Below are 21,078 nucleotides of genomic sequence, written 5' to 3'. Positions count from 1 at the left end.
TGCGGGTAAGATCGCGGCCATGCTGAAAATCGACACCCACGCCCACTACCTGCCGAAAACCTGGCCGAACCTGGCCGAGAAATACGGCGACCCGCGCTTCCCGGTGATCCACCACGACGCCGAGGGCCGCGCGCGCATCTACAAGGACGGCAAGTTCTTCCGCGAGATCTGGTCCAAGACCTGGGATCCGGAGGAGCGCATCGCCGACTACGCCCGCTTCGGCGTGCAGGTGCAGGTGCTGAGCACGGTGCCGGTGATGTTCAGTTACTGGGCGAAGGCGCACGAGGCCTTGGCCCTGCACCAGGCACTGAACGACCACATGGCCGAGGCCTGCCGCGAGCACCGCCGCCACTACGCCGGCATCGGCACGGTGCCGCTGCAGTCGCCGCGGCTGGCGGTGCAGGAACTCGAGCGCTGCCTCGACGGCCTCGGCCTGCAGGGCGTGCAGATCGGTTCGCACATCAACGACTGGAATCTCGACGCGCCGGAACTCGAGCCGTTCTGGGAAGCGGCGCAGGACCTCGGCGCGGCGATCCTCGTGCACCCCTGGGACATGATGGGCAGCGAGTCGATGCCCAAGTACTGGATGCCCTGGCTGGTCGGCATGCCGGCCGAGCAGAGCCGCGCCGCCTGCGCGCTGATCTTCGGCGGCGTGCTCGAGCGCTTCCCGAAACTGAAGATCTGCCTGGCGCACGGCGGCGGCAGCTTCCCCTACACGATCGGCCGCATCGAGCACGGCTTCAACATGCGCCCGGACCTGGTCGCGACCGACAATCCGCACAACCCGCGCAAGTACTTCGACCGGCTGTTCTTCGACAGCTGGGTCGCCGACGACCGCGCGCTGCGCTACCTGCTGGACACCGTCGGCGTCGAGCGGGTGATGCTCGGCACCGACTACCCGTTCCCGCTCGGCGAGCAGGTGCCGGGCGCGGGCATCGCCGCGCTCGGGCTCGACGAGGCGCAGCAGGCGCGGCTCTACCACGGCACCGCGCTGGACTGGCTGGGGCTTTCGATGGCGAGGTTCGAATGAGCGGCTTGTTGCAGGAGGCGCGGGCGCGGGATGCGGGGGATGGGTTCTCGGGGTTTCGGGAGCGGTTCCATATCCCCTTGGCGCCTGAGGGGGCGAGGAAAGGCATCGCGCCTGAAGGCGCTCCCACGGCATTGGGGGGGTATGCGGAGCAGGCGTATTTCTGCGGGAATTCGCTGGGGCTGCAGCCGAAGGGAGTGCGCGAGGCGCTGCTGATCGAGCTCGAGGACTGGGCGAAGCTCGGCGTCGAGGCGCATTTCCGCGGCCGGCATCCGTGGATGCCGTACCACAACGAGGTGCGCGAGGGCCTCGCGTCGCTGGTCGGCGCGCTGCCCTCGGAAGTGGTGGCGATGAATTCGCTGACCGCCAACCTGCACCTGCTGATGGTCAGCTTCTACCGGCCGACACCGGCGCGGCCGGCGATCCTGATCGAGGCCGGCGCGTTTCCTTCCGACCGCTACCTGGTCGAGTCGCAGATCCGCTTCCACGGCTACGACCCGGCCACCGACCTGATCGAGCTGGAACCCGACGAAGCCGGCGGCACGATCTCGCTGGCGGCGATCGAACGCGTGCTCGGCGAACACGGCCACCGTATCGCCCTGGTGCTCTGGCCCGGCGTGCAGTACCGCACCGGCCAGGCCTTCGAGCTGGAGGAGATCGTGCGGCTGGCGCGGGCGCAGGGCTGCAATGTCGGTTTCGACCTCGCGCACGGCGCCGGCAACCTGGCGCTGCAGCTGCACGACAGCGGCTGCGACTTCGCCGCGTGGTGCCACTACAAGTACTGCAATGCCGGCCCGGGCGCGGTCGCCGGCGCCTTCGTGCACGAGCAGCACGCGCAGGCGGAGCTGCCGCGCTTCGCCGGCTGGTGGGGCCACGACCCGTCGACGCGTTTCCGCATGGGCCCGCACTTCCAGCCGACGCCCGGCGCCGACGGCTGGCAGCTGAGCAATCCGCCGATCCTGGCGCTGGCGCCGCTGCGGGTGTCGCTGGAACTGTTCGCCGAAGCCGGCATGGACCGCCTGCGCGCGAAATCCGAACGCCTCACCGGCTTCCTCGAGCAGCAAGTGCGCACGCGCCTGGCGGAGACGCTGGAGATCCTGACGCCCGCCGAACCGGCACGGCGCGGCTGCCAGCTCTCGCTGCGCGTCGCCGGCGGCCGCGCGCGCGGGCGGGCACTGTTCGAACACCTCGAGCACATCGGCATCGTCGGCGACTGGCGCGAGCCGGACGTGATCCGCATCTCGCCGGTGCCGCTGTACAACACCTTCGAGGACATCGCCCGCTTCGTGCTCGCCGTCGAGGCCTGGCGCGGATGAGCGGTCTGCGCCGCGACTCGTTCAGCCTGCTGCGCGAGACGATGCGCTGGCGCGTGGCGCTGGTGCTGTCGGCGCTGATCTTCGTGCTGTGCCTGGTGCTCGGCGTCCTGAACACCCGCCTGCAGCTGGCGGACACCGCCCAGCTGGCCTGGATCTGCGCCGCCGTCGCCGGCGCCTGCATCGCCGCCCTGGTGGCGCTGCCCAGGCACACCGGCGGCACCGTGTTCTTCGTGACGATCGCGGCGCTGCTGGTCGGCGTGGTCGCCTTCGGCTGGTGGCACGGGCGCGGCATGCAGCACTGGGCCTACATCTTCCCGCCGGTGCTGGTGTTCCTGCTGCGCGCGCGGCCGGCGCTGTTCGGCATGCTGCTCTACGGCGTCTACGCGTCGACCCTGACGGCGCTGCTGCTGCCGGCGATCGAGGTCGTGCGCTTCGCCAGCGGATACGGCCTGCTGGTGTGCTTCATGTTCACCTACGCGCTGCTGCAGGAACGCGCCGCCGAGATGCTCAGCTACCACAGCGACCACGACGCGCTGAGCAACTGCCTGAACCGGCGCACCTTCAACGAGACCCTCGAACAGCTCGCCGGCGCCCGCAACCTGGTGAAGCGCTGCACCTTCCTGCTGCTCGACATCGACCACTTCAAGGCGATCAACGACCAGCACGGCCACCTGGTCGGCGACCGCGTGATCACCGGCGTCGCCGCCGTGCTCGGGCGCGAGCTCGACGCCGACACGCCGCTGTTCCGCTACGGCGGCGAGGAATTCGCGGTGCTGCTCGCCGATGCCGACGCCGACGCCGGCCTCGCCCTCGGCGAACGCCTGCGCGCGGCGGTGCAGGCGGCCGATTTCCATGGCGTCGGCGTGACCATCAGCGTCGGTGTCGGCCACTGGCGGCGCGGCGACGGCAATCCGTCGGCGGCGCTGGACCGCGCCGACCGCGCCCTGTACGCGGCCAAGCGCGCCGGCCGCAACCGCGTGCGCGGCGAGGACGCGGCGAGCGCCGCCGTCGCCTGAGGCGATCCGGCCGGCGCGAGGCCGGCCGGTCGAGCTGCTTACGGGGCGCAGCCCTGGGTCGAGGCCGGGCCACCGAGCGGCTGCACGATCTCGTCCGCCTGCCAGTGGCCGGAGAGCCCGCCGGTGAAGTCGAGCGTCAGCGCCATCCGCGTCTCGCCGCCGAGGAAGCGTCGCGTCAGCGTGCCGATCGCGCTGCGCTGCGGCGCCCCGGGGCGTTCGCACAGCGGGCAGAAGCCGGTCAGCTGCTCGACCGCGAGGGTCGCCTCGCCTCCCTGGAAGCCGGCGGCCTCCGACGTGACGAAACGTGCGACGCCGCGGTCGTCGTAGATGAAGGCCGCGTAGTACTCGTAGTGCGGCCACATCTGGACCGAGTGACCGGTACCGGCGGATTCGGCGGCGAACCAGGTCGAACTGACGTCGAGCGGCTCGCCCTCGAGCACCGGGCAGCCACGGCCGAGCGCGACCATCGGCTCGGATCCGGTCTCACCGTCGATCGTCCAGGTCCAGGTGAAGGCATCGGTGCCGCTCGGGCTCAGGCGGGCGAGGCCGATGCGGGTCAGGCGATTGCCGCCGCCATCCCAGGCCGAGCGGAAGAGTTCGCCGAACCACAGGCCGTTGGCGCCGGGCGCCGCGCCCTGCAGGTAGTACCAGGTCGGGCTGCCGTCCTGCAGGTAGGTGAACCACAGCCCGGTCCACTGGCTGCCGGCCGGGTACAGGAAGACGCCGTGGCCACCGCGTCCGGGATCGAAGTAGCTGCCCGGGCGGATCGCCGGCGGGTTCGCCTCGATCGTCGCCTGCAACACCACGCTGGCGGTGAGCGTGTCGGCATTGTGCGGGATCACGTACCAGCGACCGGGCTTCAGCGCGGCGCCGGTCAGCCTGATGACCTCGTTGCCGGCGGCGGTGGTGGCGCTGGCATCCGCCTCGGCGCGCGGCGGCGCCGGCGCGACCACCGGACCGGACGGGTCGGCGGCGTGCGCGAGGTAGAGGTCGATGTTCCGGCTGCTGAAGCTGCGCACGGTCAGGCTCGTGGCACCCGCCGGCACGTCGACGAACAGGGCCTCGTGGATGCGGTCCGGCGGCAGCACGAGATCGAGGTTGCCGACCAGCGGCCGCGGCGCGAAGGCCTCGCCGCTGCGCTCGACCCGGAACGGGAAGCGCCCGACCAGGTTGCCTTCCGACCACAGGCCGACGTATCCGGCGGCACGCAGACCGTCGTCGACCAGGGTCGCGCCGTTCCAGCTCACCCGCAACGGGAACGCGGCGTCGGCCGGCAGGGTGCCCGGCGCGGTGGCGACCAGGCTGGCATCGCCATTGGCGCCGAGGTTGAAGGCGTACAGGTCCAGCTCGCCGGTCTGGGCGGCGTCGTGGCGGTTGTGCACCAGTACCCAGTAGCGGACGTCGCCGTTGCCCGGATGGATGAGGTTCAGTTCGCAGCGCTCGCTCGCGGCCATCGCCGACGTGCAGTCCACCTCGCCGGGGTCGGGCAGGCCGTTGCCGTTGAGGTCCTGGCCGGCGTAGAGGTCGACGTCGCCGCCCCAGCCGATCGCGTCGATCAGCACCTGCCACTCCTGCGGGTTGCCGTCCGCCGGCTGCGGCAGCGTGCGCACCACCCGCTGGGTGCCGGCGAGGTCCCAGAGATCGCGGGGGCTAGGGTCGGTGGCGAGGTCCAGGGCGACGCTGTCCGGCGCCCGCAGCGGGGTCGTGCGCAGGGTCAGCGCCGGCAGCGCGCGCAAACCCGACAGCGGCACGTCGACGTAGCCGGAATCGGCGAAGGCGGTGTGGTTGACGTCGATCGCCGGGCGCACGACCACCTCGAGCTGGCTTTCGTCACAGCCGTCCGCGGCCGTGCAGACCTGGTACGAGAAGACGTCGATGCCGCTGAAATCCGTGGGCGGCTGGTAGCGCAGGCGGTCGTCGCCGGCGCTGGCGGTGCCGCCGTCGACCACCGACACCGAACCCATCGGCGGTGACGAGACCAGCAGCTGGCCGCCGACCAGCTGCGCGGGCGCGACCGCGTCGTTGGCGATCACATCGACATCGACGGGCGCGCTGTTCTCGACGACGACAACCCGGTCGCGGCGGGCGACCGGGGTTTCCTGGGCGGTGGCGGTGGCGGCCGCGGACGCGGCGAGCAGACAGGCGAAGAGGCGGTGCAGACGCCGGACGGGCGAAGCCATGGTGGACTCCTGCGCAGGGAGGCGCGCGGGCAGTGAGGTGCCGGGTTCCCCGGGTCCGGCAGTGGTCGGCGGGTGACGCGACCTGGCAATTCAACGAACATGCCGGGAACCCTCGGACATGCCTGCCCCGCCTCCTCCGTGAAGACCTCCCAACGCCTGACGATCGTCGGCGCCGGCCTTGCCGGCGCCCTGCTCGCGACCCTGCTCGCCCGCCGCGGCTGGCAGGTCGACGTCTTCGAAAAACGCGGCGACCCGCGCCGGCTCGGCTACGAGGGCGGCCGCTCGATCAACCTCGCGCTCGCCGAACGCGGCCTGCACGCGCTGCGCCAGGCCGGGCTGGAAGACACGGTGATGGCGCAGGCGGTGATGATGCGCGGGCGCATGGTCCACCCGCAGGGCGGCGCGCCGATGCTGCAGCGCTACGGCCGCGACGATTCCGAGGTGATCTGGTCGGTGCACCGTGGCCGCCTGAACATCGCGATGCTCGACGCCGCCGAGGCCGCCGGCGCCGTGCTGCATTTCGGGCAGCGTCTCGACGGCGTCGACTTCGGCGCCCGCCGCGCCCGCTTCGTCGACGACGCCGGCGATCCGCGCGAACTGGACTTCACCACCCTGCTCGGCTGCGACGGCGCCGGTTCCGGGCTGCGCGCGGCGATGGCCGCGGAAGTCGAACTCGGCGAGCGCTTCGAACCACTCGGCCACGGCTACCGCGAGCTCGAGATCCCGCCGGCCGCGGACGGCGGCTGGCGGATCGAGGCGAACGCCCTGCACATCTGGCCGCGTGGCGGCTACATGTGCATCGCCCTGCCGAACACCGAACGCACGTTCACCGTTACCCTGTTCCTGCCGCTCGACGGCGAACCATCCTTCGCCGCCCTGCCCGATCTCGCCGCCGCGCGCGCGTTCTTCGCCGCCGATTTCGCCGATGCGCTGCCGCTGATCCCCGACTTCGACACCGACTGGACCGCGCACCCGGTCGGCAGCCTGGCGACGCTGCGCCTGGACCGCTGGCACCTCGACGGCCGCGCGGTGCTGCTCGGCGACGCCGCGCACGCGATGGTGCCGTTCCACGGCCAGGGCATGAACTGCGCGTTCGAAGACTGCGTCGCGCTCGACCGCCTGCTCGCCGAAGCCGACGGCTTCGAGGCCGCGTTCGCCGCCTTCACCGCCGAACGCCGGCCGAATGCCGAGGCGATCCAGGCGATGGCGCTGGAGAACTACGTCGAGATGCGCGACCGCGTCGACGACGCCGATTTCCTGCTGCAGCGGGAACTCGAACGCGTGCTCGCCGATCGCCACCCCGACCACTTCGTGCCGCGCTACGCGATGGTCAGCTTCCGCCGCCTGCCCTACGCGCTGGCCTTCGAACGCGGCGCGGTGCAGCGCGGCATCCTGGTCGAGGCGACGCGCGGGCGCACCCGGCTGCAGGAGGTCGACCTCGACTTCGCCGACGCGCTGGTGCGCGATCGGCTGACCCCGGTGCCGGCGGAATGACGATGCCGCCCGGCGCCGCGTCGCGGCAGGCTGGATCCACGAACCGCGCCGCCGCGGCCGCGCGTCCCCGGAGCCGACGATGAGCGCGAGTTTCCTCTGGTACGACCTGGAAACCTTCGGCCGCGACCCGCGCCGCAGCCGCATCGCCCAGTTCGCGGCGATCCGCACCGATGCCGAACTGCGCGAGACCGGCGAGCCGGTCAGCCTGTTCTGCCGCCCGGCCGACGACCTGCTGCCTTCGCCCGGCGCCACCCTGATCACCGGCATCACCCCGCAAAGGGCGCTCGCCGAAGGCCTGTCCGAAGCCGAGTTCGTCGCCCGCATCCACGACGAACTGGCGACGCCGGGCACCTGCGCGGTCGGCTACAACTCGATCCGTTTCGACGACGAGTTCGTGCGCTTCGCGCTGTACCGCAATTTCCACGAGCCCTACGAGCGCGAGTGGAAGAACGGCAACTCGCGCTGGGACCTGCTCGACGTGCTGCGGCTGGCGGCGGCGCTGCGCCCGGAAGGCCTGGAATGGCCGCGACGCGAGGACGGCGGCACCAGCTTCAGACTCGAGGATCTCGCCACCGCCAACGGCGTCCGCGAGGGCGACGCGCACGAGGCGCTGTCGGACGTTCGCGCCCTGCTCGGCCTGGCCCGCAGGCTGCGCGCGGCGCAGCCGCGGCTGTGGCAGTACGCCTTCGAGCTGCGCGACAAGCGGCGCGTCGCCGGGCTGATCGACATCGGCGGGATGACGCCGCTGCTGCATATCTCCTCGCGCTATCCGGCGACCAGCCAGTGCGCGCAGCTCGTCGTGCCGGTGGCGCGGCATCCGCGGATCGAATCGCGGGTGATCGTCGCCGGCCTCGCCCGCGATCCGGACGACTGGCTCGACCTGGATCCCGGGGACATCGCCGACCGCCTCTACACGCCGGCGGCCGACTTGCCGGAAGGCGTCGAGCGGGTGCCGCTGAAGGAAGTGCATACGAACAAGTGCCCGGTGCTGCTGCCGCTGGCGCACGTGCGCCCGGCCGACTTCGAACGCCTCGGCATCGACGTCGACGCGGCGCTGGCGCGTGCGGCCCGGCTGCGCGCGACGCCCGACCTCGCCGAACGCGTGCGCCGGGTCTTCGCCGCCGAACGCCAGCAAGCGGCGGCCGATGCCGATGCGGCGCTCTACGACGGCTTCGCGAGCGACGCCGACCGGCGCGCCTGCCAGCGTGTGCGCAGCAGCAGCGTCGCCGACCTCGCGGCGCTGGAGACGAGCTTCGGCGAAGGCCGCTATCGCGACCTGCTGTTCCGCTATCGCGCCCGCAACTGGCCCGAATCGCTTTCCGCCGACGAGCGCCTACGCTGGGACGACTACCGCCGGCGGCGGCTCGGCAGCGCCGAAGCCGGGCTGTCCGAATACGACTTCACGAGCTACCGCGCCGAGATCGCGACACTGCGCGCACAGCACGGCCCCGGCCCGGCGCAGGCATTGCTCGACGCGCTGCAGGCCTGGGGCGATCGACTCGAGGCGGACCTGGCATGAGCAGCTACTTCAGCGAAGACACGTTCCGGTTCCTGCGCGCGCTGAAGAGCAACAACCGCCGCGACTGGTTCGAGGCGCACCGCGCCGACTACCTGCAGCACCTGCGCGATCCCTTCCTGCGGCTGATCGGCGAACTGCAGCCGGGCCTCGCGGGCATCAGCCCGCATTACCGCGCCGACCCGCGCGGCAACGGCGGCTCGCTGTTCCGCATCCATCGCGATACCCGCTTCGCCAACGACAAGACGCCCTACAAGACCTGGGGCGGCGCCCGCTTCTTCCACGAGCGGGCGAAGCAGGTGCATGCGCCCTCGTTCTACCTGCATCTCGAACCGGGCGGCTGCTTCATCGGCGCCGGCCTGTGGCATCCGGAACCGGAGACGCAGCGGCGCATCCGCGCGTTCCTGTTCGACAACCCCGCCGGCTGGACGGCGGCGACCCGCAGTGCGGCATTCCGGCGCCGCTTCGCGCTCACCGGCGACAGCCTGGTGCGGCCGCCACGCGGCTACCCCGCCGACCATCCGCTGATCGACGACCTCAAGCGCAAGGACTTCGTCGCCACCGCGCCCCTCGCCGACGAACTCGTGCTCGGGCCGCGGCTGCGGCAGGCGGTGATTTCGCACTTCACCGGCCTCGCGCCGCTGGTCGACTACCTCTGCGCGGCACTCGACCTCGAGTTCTGAGTTGCAGCTGGAGCAGCGGACAACGGATCGAAGCCGGCAGGGCCGATCGAAGCGCTGCGGCATTGCGCCGTTGCTGCAGCCCCGACAGTGGGATTGACCCCGTGAGCCGGCGTGATGCTGCAGGGCAGCAGACGCCGGCGCGGCGTCGGGCGAAAGCCACGGGAAATCCCGGCTGCCGCCATTGCTGCAGCGCGTCGATACGGTGGCCTGGCTCCGTACGCTGCCGCATTGCAGCATCGAAATGTGTTGACGTTCACGGACTTGCGCACGGATGGTCGGCTCCCGTACGCCGGCGCAGGGAGCGCCGGCCCCACCGGTAGGCGGCGACGCAGGGACGGGGAACCGGACACCACGCACCATTCCTGGGGAGGGACACGTGCGCATCCTGATCATGCTGGCCTTGCTGGCTATATCCAGCGTCTGCACCGCCAATACCGGCGTCGCCTTCGTGCACGGCACCGGCAGCCAGAGCAATGCGACCAACGATTACTGGAAGCCGGAGTTCGTCAACAACGTCCGCGGCGGCCTGGCGAACTCGGCCAACTACGTCGTCATCAACTGCGACTTCACGAAGTACATGTGGGACAGCGGCGCCGCCGGTTGCCTCGCCGGCCAGCTTACGAACTTCATCAACAGCCGCGGCATCACCCGCCTGATCGTGATCACCCACAGCAACGGCGGCAATGTGATGCGATGGATCCTGTCGAACCCGACCTACGACAGCCGCTATCCGCTGATCATCTCGCGCACGGTGCGGGTGAACGCGCTGGCGCCGTCTTCGGCGGGCACGCCGCTGGCCAACGCGGTGATCGCCGGCAACGTGTTCGAATCGGTGCTCGGCTGGCTGCTCGGCTACAAGAACGACGCGGTGCGCATGCAGCAGACGAGCTGGATGGCGCAGTACAACGCGCAGAACCTCTACGGCACGGCCGGCCGTCCGGCGCTGCCGAAGCCCTTCCGCGCGGTGGTCGGCACCGACGTCGACTCCTCGCCTTTCGATTCCGACAGCTGGTGCGGTGGCTACGCCGAAAACGTCGGCCTGGAGACGACCCAGCTCTGGCTGAACTCGTGCTCCGACGGCTTCCTCGACTGCTCGAGCCAGTCGGCCGCCGGCACGGTGTGGTTCCGCGACACCGCGCGCATGCGCGGCAGCGAGCCGCTGTCGCACAACCAGAGCCGCCGCGCCTGCTTCGGCCTCGACACCATCCTCCGCAGCGACCTGGGGAGCTGAGCCATGACCCGGACCCTCCTCGGTTTCGCCCTCACCCTCGCCCTGTCGCTGCCCGGACAGGCCATCGCCGGCCAGTTGCGCGCCCCCGGCGCCGATGACCAGGTGCCGACCCGGCTGCTGCCACTTCCGGCGCCCACCGGCGACTTCGAACGGGCGCCGGTGCGCTTCGCCTGGGCGCTCGACCCGGCGGCCCCGCTCGTGGCACCGGCGCCCTTCCTCGCGGAGAGCCGCGAGTACTGGTTCGTCGCCGAGGCCGGTGACCTCGCGCGCGGCATCGACCTGCACACGACCGCCCCCGGCGCGGTGGTGCGCGTGAGCCCCGCGGATGGCCGGCCGCTCTCGCCGCAGGCGATCCGCCTGCAGCGCGACGGCCGCGCGATTCCCGACGCCCAGGCCTTCGCCGCCCGCCATGACACCGCGGCGCTGCGGGCCGCCGGCCTCGAGGTCCCCGACGGCAGTGCGGTCGTGCGGCTGGCCCCGGGTCTCGGCAAGGGCGCCTTCCGCCTGCAGGTCGACGGCTCCCGCGGCCGCAGCCTCGTGCACGTGTTCGAGCCCGACAGCCCGTATGCGCTTCGCGCCCAGGCCGAACGTGGCAGCGTGCTCGCCGGCGACCGGCTGGCGATCGCCTCGCAACTGACCGGCGAAGGCCGCGCCCTCGCCGCCGCCGAAGTGCGCGGCGAACTGGTGTCGCCCTCGGGTCGCCGTTATCCGCTGCAGCTGCGCGGCGGCCGTGGCGAGATCGAGGTACCGCTGGAGGCCGATGCGCCGGCGGGCCTCTGGGAGGTCGAGCTGTACGCCGGCCGGGTGGTGAACGGTGTCCCGCTGCAGCGCGAGGTGCGCACCGCGGTGCAGGTATCGCTGCCAACCGCGCGCCTGGCCGGCGACTACGCCTTCGACGCCGGTGCGCTGCAGCTGCGGCTGCCGGTGCAGGTGGCGGCGCCTGGCCGTTACGAACTGCGCGGCACCCTGTACGCAACCGGCGCCGATGGCGTCGCCCGCCCGGTGGTGATCGCGCATTCGGCGGAATGGCTGGCCGCGGGCGACGGCGCCCTGAGCCTGGCTTTCGAGCGCGCCAACCTGCCGGCCGGTTACGGCGCCCCGTTCGAGGTGCGCGACCTCGAGCTCAACGACCAGACCCGGATGGGCCGGCTGGAGACGCGTGCGCTGGCCCTGCGCGAGGGCGGCGACTCGCCAGCCCCGGCGCCGGGGCGACGCCCGCGTTGAGGGCTGCACGCGCGCCCTCGCGCGTGTTCGTCGACCGCGCATGGAAAGGAAACGGCCGGGCCACGTGCCCGGCCGTCGTGTTTCCGGCCTCGCAGGCAGCCCGGCTTAGAATTCCGGGCCCGCGAACCTGCCTACGAGGCTGCCCATGCGTCTGCTGGCCACGACCGTCCTGACCGTCCTGACTGTCCTGACCGCCCTGCTCGCCTGCTGTCCCGCGTTCGCCTCGCCGCCGCCCGAGGTTCCGGTCGGACGGATGCACCGCGCCTGGGTCGACGAGGACCGCCGCGACTGGTCCGGCGCCGGACCGCGGCCGCTCGCCGCGACGGTCTGGTATCCGGCCGCGCCCGGCAGCCCGGTGTCGCCTTGGACCGGCGGCGTGTTCGAGTTCGGCAGCTTCGCCACCGACGCACCGTTCGCCGACACGACGCGGCGACCGCTGGTGCTGCTCTCGCACGGCACCGGCGGCAGCGCCGCGCAGCTGTCGTGGCTGGCGCAGGAACTGGTGCGCGCCGGCTTCGTGGTGGCCGCGGTGAACCACCACGGCAACACCGCCGCCGAGCCGCGGACGACGCTGGCCGGTTTCGTGCTGCCGGGCGAACGCGTGCTCGACCTGTCGGCACTGATCGACCGGCTGCTCGCCGACCCGGCGATCGGCCCGCGCATCGACCCGGAGCGCATCGGCGCCGCCGGCTTCTCGATCGGTGGCTACAGCGTGCTGGCTGCCGCCGGCGCCCGCATCGACTTCGCGACCCGCGCCCGCCGCTGCGCCGGCCAGCCGGCGAATCCCGTCTGCGTCCTGCCGCCGGAAGCGGGCTTCGACGCCGCCGACATCGCCCGGCTCGCCGAAAGCGATCCGGCCTTCCGCGCCAGCGTCGAGCGCGAGCTCGCCCATCCGGCCGATCCGCGCATCCGCGCCGTCTACGCGATGGCACCCGCCCACGTCTCGCTGATGCAGGACGCGGAAGTCGCCCGGCTGCTCGTCCCGGCACGCGTCGTGCTCGCGGAGACCGACGACCAGATCCTGTTCGCGGAAACCGCCGCCGTCCTCGCCGACCGGCCCGGCATCGCCGTCGAGCGCATCGACGCCGCCGGCCACTACGTGTTCCTCGCCACCTGCACGGCGCGCGGCCGCGAGGTGCTGGCGGCGCTTTGCGTGGACCCACAGGGGGTCGAGCGCGGGGTGGTGCATCGCCGCGTCGCCGAAGACGCCGTGGCCTTCTTCGCGCGTCATCTGTAAGGATCGCCGCGCTTTCGCATGGACGCCACGCTGCGCCGCTTCTCGCTGTTCTATTTCGCCTATTACGCGGCGCTCGGCGCCTATACGCCCTACGTCGGCCGCTGGGTGGACGCACTCGGCCACGGCGGCTACGTGGTCGGCGGCATGCTCGGGCTCTGGTACGGGACCCGCATCCTCGGGCCGCCGGCCTGGGCGGCGCTGAGCAGCCGCAGTACGCGGCCGGGCGAGTGGTTCTTCGCCGGCTGCGTGCTGTCGCTGGCGCTGTTCGCCGGCTTCGTGTTCACCACCAGCGCGTGGGCACTGCTGACGGTGATGGCGCTGTTCGGCCTGTTCTACAACGCGGTGATGCCGCAGTTCGAGGCGATGACGCTGACGGCACTCGGTTCGCGTCCGGAGCGCTACGGCCGTCTGCGCGTCTGGGGCTCGGTCGGCTTCCTGCTGGTCGCCGGCAGCTACGGCGCGCTGTTGGACGTGACCGGGGCGACGCGTTTCCCCTGGCTGGTGCTGCCGCTGTTCGTGTTGCTGGTGGCGGCCGCATGGCCGCATCGACACGACAGCCCGCCGCCGCCGGATCCGAACGCGATGGCCGATGCCGGCCACCTGTGGAAGCGGCCCGGCGTACGCCGCTTCCTGCTGGTGGCGATGCTGATGCAGCTCGGCTTCGGGCCGTTCTATGTGTTCTTCACCCTGCACCTGCAGGCGCACGGGCATGCCGGTGCCGAGATCGGCGCGCTGTGGGCGATCGGCGTGATCATCGAGATCGCGCTGTTCTGGCAGGCGCCGAAACTGATCGCGCGCTTCGGCGCCGCGCCGCTGCTGCAGCTGTGCATCGCGGTGACCGCGGTGCGCTGGGCGGTGGTCGCCTTCTTCGCCGACTCGCTGGCGGTCATGGCGATCGCCCAGGCCGGACATGCGCTGAGCTTCGCGATGTTCCATGCCTGCTGCATGCGCCTGATGGCCGATTTCTTCCCCGGCCACCGCGCCGCGGCGGGGCAGAGCCTGCTCTACGGCATCAGCGGCGGCGTCGGCGGCGTGCTCGGCGCGGTGATGGCCGCGGTGGCCTGGGAGAGCCCCGGCGGCGGCACGGCGGCGTTCGCGGCGGGCGCGGCTGCGTGTGGGCTCGCGTTCGCCATCCACGCGAAGAACAGTTCGTAGTTCGTACGAGGTACGAGGTAGGGACGGCGCGCGCTTCGCGCGAGGGAGTAGCGCCGCCGCGACTACGAACTATCTAGTACGAACTACGAACCAGGCTCATTGGTGATGCCGAAGGGGACGTGGCCGGTGGCGACGTGCTGGCGCGCGTTCTCGACGTTGTGGCGGCTGTCGTCGAAGAAGATGTCGGCGCCGAAGGTCGCCAGGAAGGGACCCTTGTCGCGGCCGCCGAGGAACATCGCCTCATCCAGGCGCACGCCCCATTCGCGCAGGGTCAGGATCACCCGCTCGTGCGCCGGTGCCGAGCGCGCGGTGACCAGCGCGGTGCGGATCGGCGAGGCCTCGCCCGCCGGATAGGCGCTCTGCAGGTTGTGCAGTGCCGCCAGGAAGCCGCGGAACGGGCCGCCGGACAGCGGCTCGCCGGCGCGCAGCGTCTCGTTGTGGTGGAAGGCCTGCAGGCCCGAGGCCTGGGAGACGCGTTCGGATTCGTCGCCGAAGATCACCGAGTCGCCGTCGAAGGCGATGCGCAGCTGGTCGCTGCGCTGCGACGGCGCCTTCGAGGGCAGGATCGTCGCGGCGGCGATCTCGTGCTCGAGCGCGCTGCGCACCGAGGCCGGATTCGCCGACAGGAAGAGCTGGGCGCCGAACGGCCGGATGTAGGGCCAGACCTCGCCGCCGCTGGTGAACACCGCGCGGACGATGCCGAGACCGTGCTCACGGATCGAGTTGAAGATGCGCAGGCCGGTGTCCGAGGAGTTGCGGCTCAGCAGCACGACCTCGACCCGCGGCGCGTCCGGCGGCGCATCGGCGTTCAGGCGCAGCAGCTTCTGCACCAGCGGGAAGGCGATGCCCGGCGGCAGCGGGTCCTTTTCGTGCTCGCGCTGGAAGTTCGCGTAGGCCTCCAGGCCCTCGCGTTCGAACAGCGCATGGCTCTCCTCGAGATCGAACAGGGCGCGGGCGGTGATCGCCAGCACCAGGCGCTGGGCGGGATCGGCGGGAGGCGTGGACAGGGGCATTCGAAGGCTCAGCTCAGGAACTGTTCGTTGAGGATGCGCTCCTCGAGATTGTGCTCGCGGTCGAACAGCAGGGTGACCGTGCGTTCGCGCGATTCGCGGATCGTGACCTCGACGATGTCGCGCACCTCCAGTGAATCGGCGGTGGCGCTGACCGGACGCTTGAAGCCGTCGAGCACCTCCAGCTTCACCTCGGTATCGGCACGCAGCAGCGCACCGCGCCAGCGTCGCGGCCGGAACGCCGCGATCGGGGTCAGCGCGATCACCGACGAGCCGAGCGGCAGGATCGGCCCGTGCGCGGAGAAGTTGTAGGCGGTGCTGCCCGCCGGCGTGGCGACGAGGGCGCCGTCGCAGATCAGCTCGTCGAGCCGGACCTGACCGTTCAGATGCACGCGCAGGTGGGCGGCCTGGCGGGTCTGGCGCAGCACCGACACCTCGTTGTAGGCCAGCGAGGTGACGCTGCCGCCGGCCTCGGTGGTGGCGGTCATCTCCAGCGGCCGCAGCACCGCCGCCTCGGCCGCGTGCAGGCGCGCGACGAGGTCGTCGTCGCGGTACTGGTTCATCAGGAAGCCGACGGTGCCGAGCTTCATGCCGAACACCGGCAGGCCGAGGCCGCCGTGGCGGTGCAGGGTCTGCAGCATGAAGCCGTCGCCGCCGAGCGCGCAGAGCACGTCGGCGGCGTCCGGGCGATGCTGGCCGTGGACCGCGGTGAGCGCGGACAGGGCCGCCTGCGCCTCCGGCGCGGGGCTGGCGACGAAGGCGATGCGGGGACTGGCGGGCAGGCTCATGCCCGCAAGCCTAGCCTGAACCCGCTTCCCGTAGGAGCGCCTTCAGGCGCGATGCCCTTCTCCCGCATCTGCAGGAGCGCCTTCAGGCGCGATGCCTTTCTCCTCAACCCGCCTATGTAGGAGCGCCTTCAGGCGCGATGCCTTTCTCCTTCGAACGGGAGAAAAGCTGTCGCGCCTGAAGGCGGCAGGAGCATCGCGCCTGAAGGCGGGAGGAGCATCGCGCCTGAAGGCGCTCCTACAGCGGGTATTGCGGCTCAGCGGGAGGCGTCGACGACCTGGGCGAGGCGGCGGACGGCGACCGACAGCGTCGGGTAGTCCATGCCGCGCAGGTTGCGCATGTCGGCGAGCATCGCCAGGGTCACCTTCAGCGTCGCGTCGTCGCGGCCCAGCCACGACTCCACGAGCGCCTGCGGCGCGGTGCCCGGGGCGGCCGCCGCCAGCACGGTGCCGACCAGGGCGCGCTGCTGCGCCTGCAGCTCGTCACGCAGCACGCCGCGTGCCTGCGCATGCCAGCGACCCTCGACCGGCAGCCCCTCGACCGCGTCCATCAGCCACTTGATGTGAAGCGCGTCGGACAGCGCGAAGTAGGCGGCGGCGACGTCGAGCACGCCGAGGTCCTTCTCCTTCGCCACCTCGACGATGTCCAGGGCCGAGGCCATGAACGGCAGCGTCGCGAACGTACGCGCGAGCTCCTCCTGCACGCCGATCTGCTGCCAGCGCGCCTGCTCGGCGAGCAGCGCGGCACGCGCCTCCGCCGGCAGCACGTCGGCCATCGAGCGCATCAACAGCGCGACGCCGTCGCCGTAGCGGGCGACCTTCTCGGCGATGTCGAGCGTGTCGCCCGGGCGGTTGAGCAGCCAGCGGGTCATGTTGCGCATCAGGTGCCAGATGCCGATCAGGCCGTCGATCTGCGCCGACTCCGGCACCTTCAGGTCGAGTGCGTCGATGTCCAGCCACAGCTGGCGCGCGGACAGCGCCTCGCGGCTGATCGTATAGGCCTTGGCGATGCGCGCCAGGTCGGCGCCGGTGTCCTCCTGCATGCGCATCAGGAAGGTCGCGCCCATGCGGTTGACCATCTGGTTGGTCAGGCCGGTGGCGATGATCTCCCGCCGCAGGCGGTGGTTCTCCATGTCGTCGGCGTAGTGCTGCAGCGCCTTCGGGAAGTAGCGCTGCAGTTCGCGGGCGAGGAAGGGATCCTCGGTCACGTCGGTCTGCAGCAGCTGGTTGAAGACCACGATCTTGTCGTAGCTCAGGATCACCGACAGCTCCGGCCGGGTCAGGCCGATGCCGCGCGAGCGGCGGTCGAGCAGCTCGGCGTCGCTGGGCAGGTACTCGATCTGGCGGTCGAGCAGGCCCTGCGATTCCAGCGTGCGGATGAAGTGGCCGAACGAGCCGAGGCGCGAAACGCTCATCCGCTCCATCACGCTGATGGCCTGGTTCTGCCGGTAGTTGTCGAACAGCACGAGTTCGCCGACCTCGTCGGTCATGCTCGCGAGCAGCTCGTTGCGCTGCTCGTAGCTCAGCTCGCCGCGGGCGACCGGGGCCGCCAGCAGGATCTTGATGTTGACCTCGTGGTCGGAGGTGTCGACGCCGGCGGAGTTGTCGATGAAGTCGGTATTGACCAGCACGCCGGCGAAGGCCGCCTCGATGCGGCCGCGCTGGGTCATGCCGAGGTTGCCGCCCTCGCCCACCGCCTTGCAGCGCAGCTCGCGGCCGTCGACGCGCAGGCCGTTGTTGGCGCGGTCGCCGACGTCGGCATGGCTCTCGGTCGAGCCCTTGACGTAGGTGCCGATGCCGCCGTTCCACAGCAGGTCGACCGGCGCCTTCAGGATCGCGTTCATCAGCTCGTTCGGCGTCAGCGCGTCCTTGTCGGTGTCGATCGCCAGCACCGCCTTCACTTCCGGCGTCAGCGGGATGGTCTTGGCGCTGCGCGGGTGAACGCCGCCGCCGGCCGAGATCAGCGACTTGTCGTAATCCTCCCAGCTCGAGCGCGGCAGCCTGAACAGGCGCGCGCGCTCGACGTAGGAGCGCGCCGAGTCGGGATCCGGGTCGAGGAAGATGTGGCGGTGATCGAAGGCCGCGACCAGGCGGATGTGCTTCGACAGCAGCATGCCGTTGCCGAACACGTCGCCGGACATGTCGCCGATGCCGACGCAGGTGAAGTCCTGGCTCTGGCTGTCGATGCCGAGCGCGCGGAAGTGGCGCTTCACCGATTCCCACGCGCCCTTGGCGGTGATGCCCATGCCCTTGTGGTCGTAGCCGACCGAGCCACCGGAAGCGAACGCATCGCCCAGCCAGAAGCCGTGCTCGGCGCTGATGCCGTTGGCGATGTCCGAGAACGTCGCGGTGCCCTTGTCGGCCGCGACCACCAGGTACGGGTCGTCGCCGTCGTGACGCACGACGTCCTGCGGCGGCACGATCGCGCCGTCCACCAGGTTGTCGGTGATGTCGAGCAGGCCGTTGATGAAGCGCTTGTAGCAGGCGATGCCCTCGGCCAGCTGGGCGTCGCGGTCACCGCCCAGCGGCGGCCGCTTGACCACGAAGCCGCCCTTCGAGCCGACCGGCACGATGACGGTGTTCTTCACCATCTGCGCCTTGACCAGGCCCAGGACCTCGGTGCGGAAGTCCTCGCGGCGGTCGGACCAGCGCAGGCCGCCGCGCGCCACCGGGCCGAAGCGCAGGTGCACGCCCTCGACGTACGGCGAGTACACGAAGATCTCGCGGTACGGCACCGGCCGCGGCAGGTCCGGCACCTTCGAGGGGTCGAACTTGTACGCGACGTAGTCGGTGTGCACGCCGTTCTTCGTCTGGAAGAAGCTGGTGCGCAGGGTGGCGTTGATCAGCGCCATGAAGCGGCGGAGGATGCGGTCGTCGTCGATCGACTGCACGATGTTGTCGAGCAGGATCTCGAGCGCGTCGGTGATCGCGTCGATCTGCGCGGCGCGGTCCAGTGAATGCGCCGCGGCGATCTCCTGCGGGATCGTGTCGAGCGCCTCGCGGCGGTCGGGCGGCAGCAGCCAGGCGATCTGGTCGTGCAGCTTCTGCTGCCCGGCGGCGTCGAGGTCGCGGTCGCGCGCCGGCTCGAAGCGGGCGGCGAACAGTTCGAACAGCAGGCGCGCGATCACCGGGTAGCGCTGCAGCGCCTCCTCCATGTACGGCTGCGAGAACGGCACGCCGGTCTGCAGCGCGTACTTCGCGTAGGCACGCAGCATCGCGATGTCGCGCCATTCCAGGCGCGCGGTCGGCAGCAGGCGGTTGAAGCCGTCGTTCTCCGCCTCGCCGCGCCAGATCGCCGCGAAGGCTTCCTGGAACGGCACCGTCGCGGCCTCGACGTCGATCTCGCCACGCAGCGGCGTGACCTCGAAGTCCTGGATCGAGAACAGCTCGCCGTCCGCGTTCAGCTCGTAGGGGTGCTCGGCGACGATGCGCAGGCCGAGGTTCTCCATCACCGGCAGCACGTCCGACAGCACCAGGTCGTGGCCCTGGCGGATCAGCTTGAAGGTCAGGCGCTCCCCTTCGCCCCGCGCGAAGACCAGGCGCAGGTCGTCGGGGCCGGCCAGCTTCGACACTTCGTACACGTCGGCGGCCGCGGCGGCCGGCGCCGTCGCCTCGACGTAGCCGGCCGGCAGCGCGCGGCCGAAGCGCTGGAACAGGCGCAGGCCGCATTCCTCGCCGTGGGCGGCGACCAGGGCCTCGCGCAGCTCGTCGTGCCAGTCGCGGACGATGTGGATCAGCTCGCGCTCGAGCGCATCGTGATCGAAGTCGACGACGGCGCCGGCCTTCGGGCGGATCACCAGGTGCAGCTGCGCCAGCGGCGATTCGCCGATCTGCACGCTGTGGTCGAGGCGCTCGCCGTTGAGCTCGCGCATCAGCATCGCCTCGATGCGGTGCCGGATCGTGGTGTTGAAGCGGTCGCGCGGGATGTAGGCCAGCGCGGAGAAGAAGCGGCCGTAGCGGTCCCGGCGCAGGAACAGGCGCGGACGCGCGCGCTCCTGCAGGCCGAGGATGCCCATCGCGGTGGTCTGCAGTTCCTCGGCGCTGGACTGGAACAGCTCGTCGCGCGGCAGCGTCTCGAGGATGTGCCGCAGCGACTTGCCGCTGTGGCTGTTCGGCGACAGCCCGGACTGCTCCATCACGAACGCGTGCCGGCGACGCACCAGCGGGATGTCCCAGGGGCGGCGGTTGTAGGCGCTGGAGGTGTAGAGGCCGAGGAAACGCTGCTCGCGGATCGCGCGGCCGTCGGCGTCGAACTCCAGCACGCCGATGTAGTCCATGTAGCCCGGCCGGTGCACGGTGGCGCGCGCATTGGTCTTGGTCAGGATCAGCGCGTCCATCGTCTCGCCGGGCTTCAGGTCGGCGGCGGCGAGGCCGGCGACCGGGCGTGGCTTCACCAGATGGTCCTTGCCGCGCAGCAGGCCGAGGCCGCTGCCCTGCACCGCCGTCAGCTGGCCGTCGGCGACCTCGTACTCGCGGTAACCGAGGAAGGTGAAATGGTCGTCGGCGGCCCAGCGCAGGAATTCCTGCGCCTCGGCGCGCTCGCCCTCGCGCACCGGCAGCGCGCGACCGGCGAGTTCCTCGGCGATCGCCAGCATCTTCTCGCGCATCGGCCGCCAGTCGGTGACCGCCTCGCGCACGTCGATCAGCGCGGCGACGATCGCCACCTCGATCGCCGCCATCGCGTCGGCATCGGCCTGGCGGTCGATCTCCAGGTACATCAGCGACTCGGCCTCGCCGCTGCCGACGTCGAGCAGGCGGCCGTCGGCGTCACGGGTGACCTTCAGCACCGGGTGCACGATCTGGTGCAGGCCGACGTCGCGCTGCGCCAGCGCCATGCGCACCGAGTCGACGAGGAACGGCATGTCGTCGTTGACGATGCGCACGATCGTATGGGTGCTCTCGTAGCCGTCGGCAGCCAGGCCCGGGTTGCTCACCGAGACGCGGGCGATGCCCGCCTGGCGCTCGCCGGCGAAGGCGAGGAAGGCCGCCGCGACCTTCGCCCAGTCGGTCGCCGGGCGACCCTCCAGTTCATCCTCCGGCAGCCGCGCGAAGAAGCCGCGCGCGAAGCGTTCCGGGAGGCTGCCGTCGCCGCTCCCGCCGGTACCCGGCATGGCGGCGACGATGGCACTCAGGGGATCGGCCGAAGCCGGGGCAGTGACGTTCATGGAGCGCGCTCTCGCATGGCGTGGATAAAGGCGAAATTG

The 21,078-nt window shown here is 71.3% G+C and carries 14 protein-coding genes; 10 read left to right on the top strand and 4 right to left on the bottom strand.

The window, feature by feature from the left end:
- Nucleotides 1-19: 19 nt before the first annotated feature.
- Genes K311_RS0101535 through K311_RS17350 form a run of 3 tightly spaced genes read left to right on the top strand, consistent with a single transcriptional unit; the run spans nt 20 to nt 3,359 of the window.
- Nucleotides 20-1,030, top strand: coding sequence for an amidohydrolase family protein (locus K311_RS0101535; RefSeq protein WP_026815854.1), 1,011 nt, complete (start codon nt 20-22; stop codon nt 1,028-1,030).
- Nucleotides 1,027-2,343, top strand: coding sequence for a kynureninase (kynU, locus tag K311_RS0101530; RefSeq protein WP_026815853.1), 1,317 nt, complete (start codon nt 1,027-1,029; stop codon nt 2,341-2,343). Before K311_RS0101535 ends, kynU begins: the two co-directional genes overlap by 4 nt.
- Nucleotides 2,340-3,359, top strand: a complete 1,020-nt coding sequence (locus K311_RS17350; RefSeq protein ID WP_051239364.1) for a GGDEF domain-containing protein — start codon at nt 2,340-2,342, stop codon at nt 3,357-3,359. The genes kynU and K311_RS17350 overlap by 4 nt, the downstream gene beginning before the upstream one ends.
- Before the next feature lie 38 nt (nt 3,360-3,397).
- On the opposite strand, the gene K311_RS0101520 is transcribed toward K311_RS17350, so the two are convergent.
- Nucleotides 3,398-5,539, bottom strand: a complete 2,142-nt coding sequence (locus K311_RS0101520) for an Ig-like domain-containing protein (protein WP_026815852.1) — start codon at nt 5,537-5,539, stop codon at nt 3,398-3,400.
- Nucleotides 5,540-5,638: 99 nt separating this feature from the next.
- On the opposite strand from K311_RS0101520, the gene K311_RS0101515 reads away from it, so the two are divergent.
- The 7 genes from K311_RS0101515 to K311_RS0101485 all read left to right on the top strand — a co-directional run bounded on the left by K311_RS0101515 (nt 5,639) and on the right by K311_RS0101485 (nt 14,079).
- Nucleotides 5,639-7,033, top strand: a complete 1,395-nt coding sequence (locus K311_RS0101515) for an FAD-dependent oxidoreductase (RefSeq protein ID WP_051239363.1) — start codon at nt 5,639-5,641, stop codon at nt 7,031-7,033.
- A gap of 79 nt (nt 7,034-7,112) precedes the next feature.
- Nucleotides 7,113-8,552, top strand: coding sequence for an exodeoxyribonuclease I (gene sbcB / locus K311_RS0101510; protein WP_026815850.1), 1,440 nt, complete (start codon nt 7,113-7,115; stop codon nt 8,550-8,552).
- On the top strand, nt 8,549-9,232 hold the full coding sequence (locus K311_RS0101505; RefSeq protein WP_026815849.1) for a DUF2461 domain-containing protein: 684 nt from the start codon (nt 8,549-8,551) through the stop codon (nt 9,230-9,232). The genes sbcB and K311_RS0101505 overlap by 4 nt, the downstream gene beginning before the upstream one ends.
- A gap of 391 nt (nt 9,233-9,623) precedes the next feature.
- Nucleotides 9,624-10,463, top strand: a complete 840-nt coding sequence (locus tag K311_RS0101500) for a hypothetical protein (protein ID WP_051239471.1) — start codon at nt 9,624-9,626, stop codon at nt 10,461-10,463.
- A 3-nt stretch (nt 10,464-10,466) separates the two neighbouring features.
- Nucleotides 10,467-11,687, top strand: coding sequence for a DUF4785 domain-containing protein (locus K311_RS14755; RefSeq protein ID WP_051239362.1), 1,221 nt, complete (start codon nt 10,467-10,469; stop codon nt 11,685-11,687).
- Between the two features lie 145 nt (nt 11,688-11,832).
- Nucleotides 11,833-12,924 (top strand): alpha/beta hydrolase family protein, encoded by a 1,092-nt coding sequence (locus K311_RS0101490; protein WP_043797191.1) that lies wholly within the window; start codon nt 11,833-11,835, stop codon nt 12,922-12,924.
- 18 nt (nt 12,925-12,942) lie between these two features.
- On the top strand, nt 12,943-14,079 hold the full coding sequence (locus tag K311_RS0101485; protein WP_026815846.1) for an MFS transporter: 1,137 nt from the start codon (nt 12,943-12,945) through the stop codon (nt 14,077-14,079).
- Nucleotides 14,080-14,162: 83 nt separating this feature from the next.
- Here the strand turns inward: K311_RS0101485 and K311_RS0101480 are convergent, their stop codons facing one another.
- From K311_RS0101480 to K311_RS0101470, 3 genes are all read right to left on the bottom strand, one after another.
- The gene (locus K311_RS0101480) at nt 14,163-15,092 is read right to left on the bottom strand and encodes a 5'-nucleotidase (protein ID WP_026815845.1); all 930 of its coding nucleotides are present in this window, start codon (nt 15,090-15,092) and stop codon (nt 14,163-14,165) included.
- A gap of 8 nt (nt 15,093-15,100) precedes the next feature.
- Complete coding sequence (locus K311_RS0101475) at nt 15,101-15,871, bottom strand: NAD kinase (protein WP_026815844.1); 771 nt, start codon at nt 15,869-15,871, stop codon at nt 15,101-15,103.
- Nucleotides 15,872-16,131: 260 nt separating this feature from the next.
- On the bottom strand, nt 16,132-21,039 hold the full coding sequence (locus K311_RS0101470; RefSeq protein ID WP_026815843.1) for an NAD-glutamate dehydrogenase: 4,908 nt from the start codon (nt 21,037-21,039) through the stop codon (nt 16,132-16,134).
- Between the last annotated feature and the right edge of the window lie 39 nt (nt 21,040-21,078).

The sequence above is a fragment of the Arenimonas composti TR7-09 = DSM 18010 genome, from assembly GCF_000426365.1.
Taxonomy (GTDB): Bacteria; Pseudomonadota; Gammaproteobacteria; order Xanthomonadales; family Xanthomonadaceae; genus Arenimonas; species Arenimonas composti.
Note: the sequence above shows the minus strand (reverse complement) of the source record. Positions and strands in the feature narration are given on the sequence as shown.

Coding starts and splice junctions, on each gene's coding strand:
- K311_RS17350 (WP_051239364.1), top strand. CDS start 2,340: ATGAGCGGTCTGCGCCGCGACTCGTTCAGCCTGCTGCGCGAGACGATG.
- K311_RS0101490 (WP_043797191.1), top strand. CDS start 11,833: ATGCGTCTGCTGGCCACGACCGTCCTGACCGTCCTGACTGTCCTGACC.
- kynU (WP_026815853.1), top strand. CDS start 1,027: ATGAGCGGCTTGTTGCAGGAGGCGCGGGCGCGGGATGCGGGGGATGGG.
- K311_RS0101500 (WP_051239471.1), top strand. CDS start 9,624: ATGCTGGCCTTGCTGGCTATATCCAGCGTCTGCACCGCCAATACCGGC.
- K311_RS0101470 (WP_026815843.1), bottom strand. CDS start 21,039: ATGAACGTCACTGCCCCGGCTTCGGCCGATCCCCTGAGTGCCATCGTC.
- K311_RS0101515 (WP_051239363.1), top strand. CDS start 5,639: ATGCCGGGAACCCTCGGACATGCCTGCCCCGCCTCCTCCGTGAAGACC.
- sbcB (WP_026815850.1), top strand. CDS start 7,113: ATGAGCGCGAGTTTCCTCTGGTACGACCTGGAAACCTTCGGCCGCGAC.
- K311_RS0101485 (WP_026815846.1), top strand. CDS start 12,943: ATGGACGCCACGCTGCGCCGCTTCTCGCTGTTCTATTTCGCCTATTAC.
- K311_RS0101535 (WP_026815854.1), top strand. CDS start 20: ATGCTGAAAATCGACACCCACGCCCACTACCTGCCGAAAACCTGGCCG.
- K311_RS0101505 (WP_026815849.1), top strand. CDS start 8,549: ATGAGCAGCTACTTCAGCGAAGACACGTTCCGGTTCCTGCGCGCGCTG.
- K311_RS14755 (WP_051239362.1), top strand. CDS start 10,467: ATGACCCGGACCCTCCTCGGTTTCGCCCTCACCCTCGCCCTGTCGCTG.
- K311_RS0101480 (WP_026815845.1), bottom strand. CDS start 15,092: ATGCCCCTGTCCACGCCTCCCGCCGATCCCGCCCAGCGCCTGGTGCTG.
- K311_RS0101520 (WP_026815852.1), bottom strand. CDS start 5,539: ATGGCTTCGCCCGTCCGGCGTCTGCACCGCCTCTTCGCCTGTCTGCTC.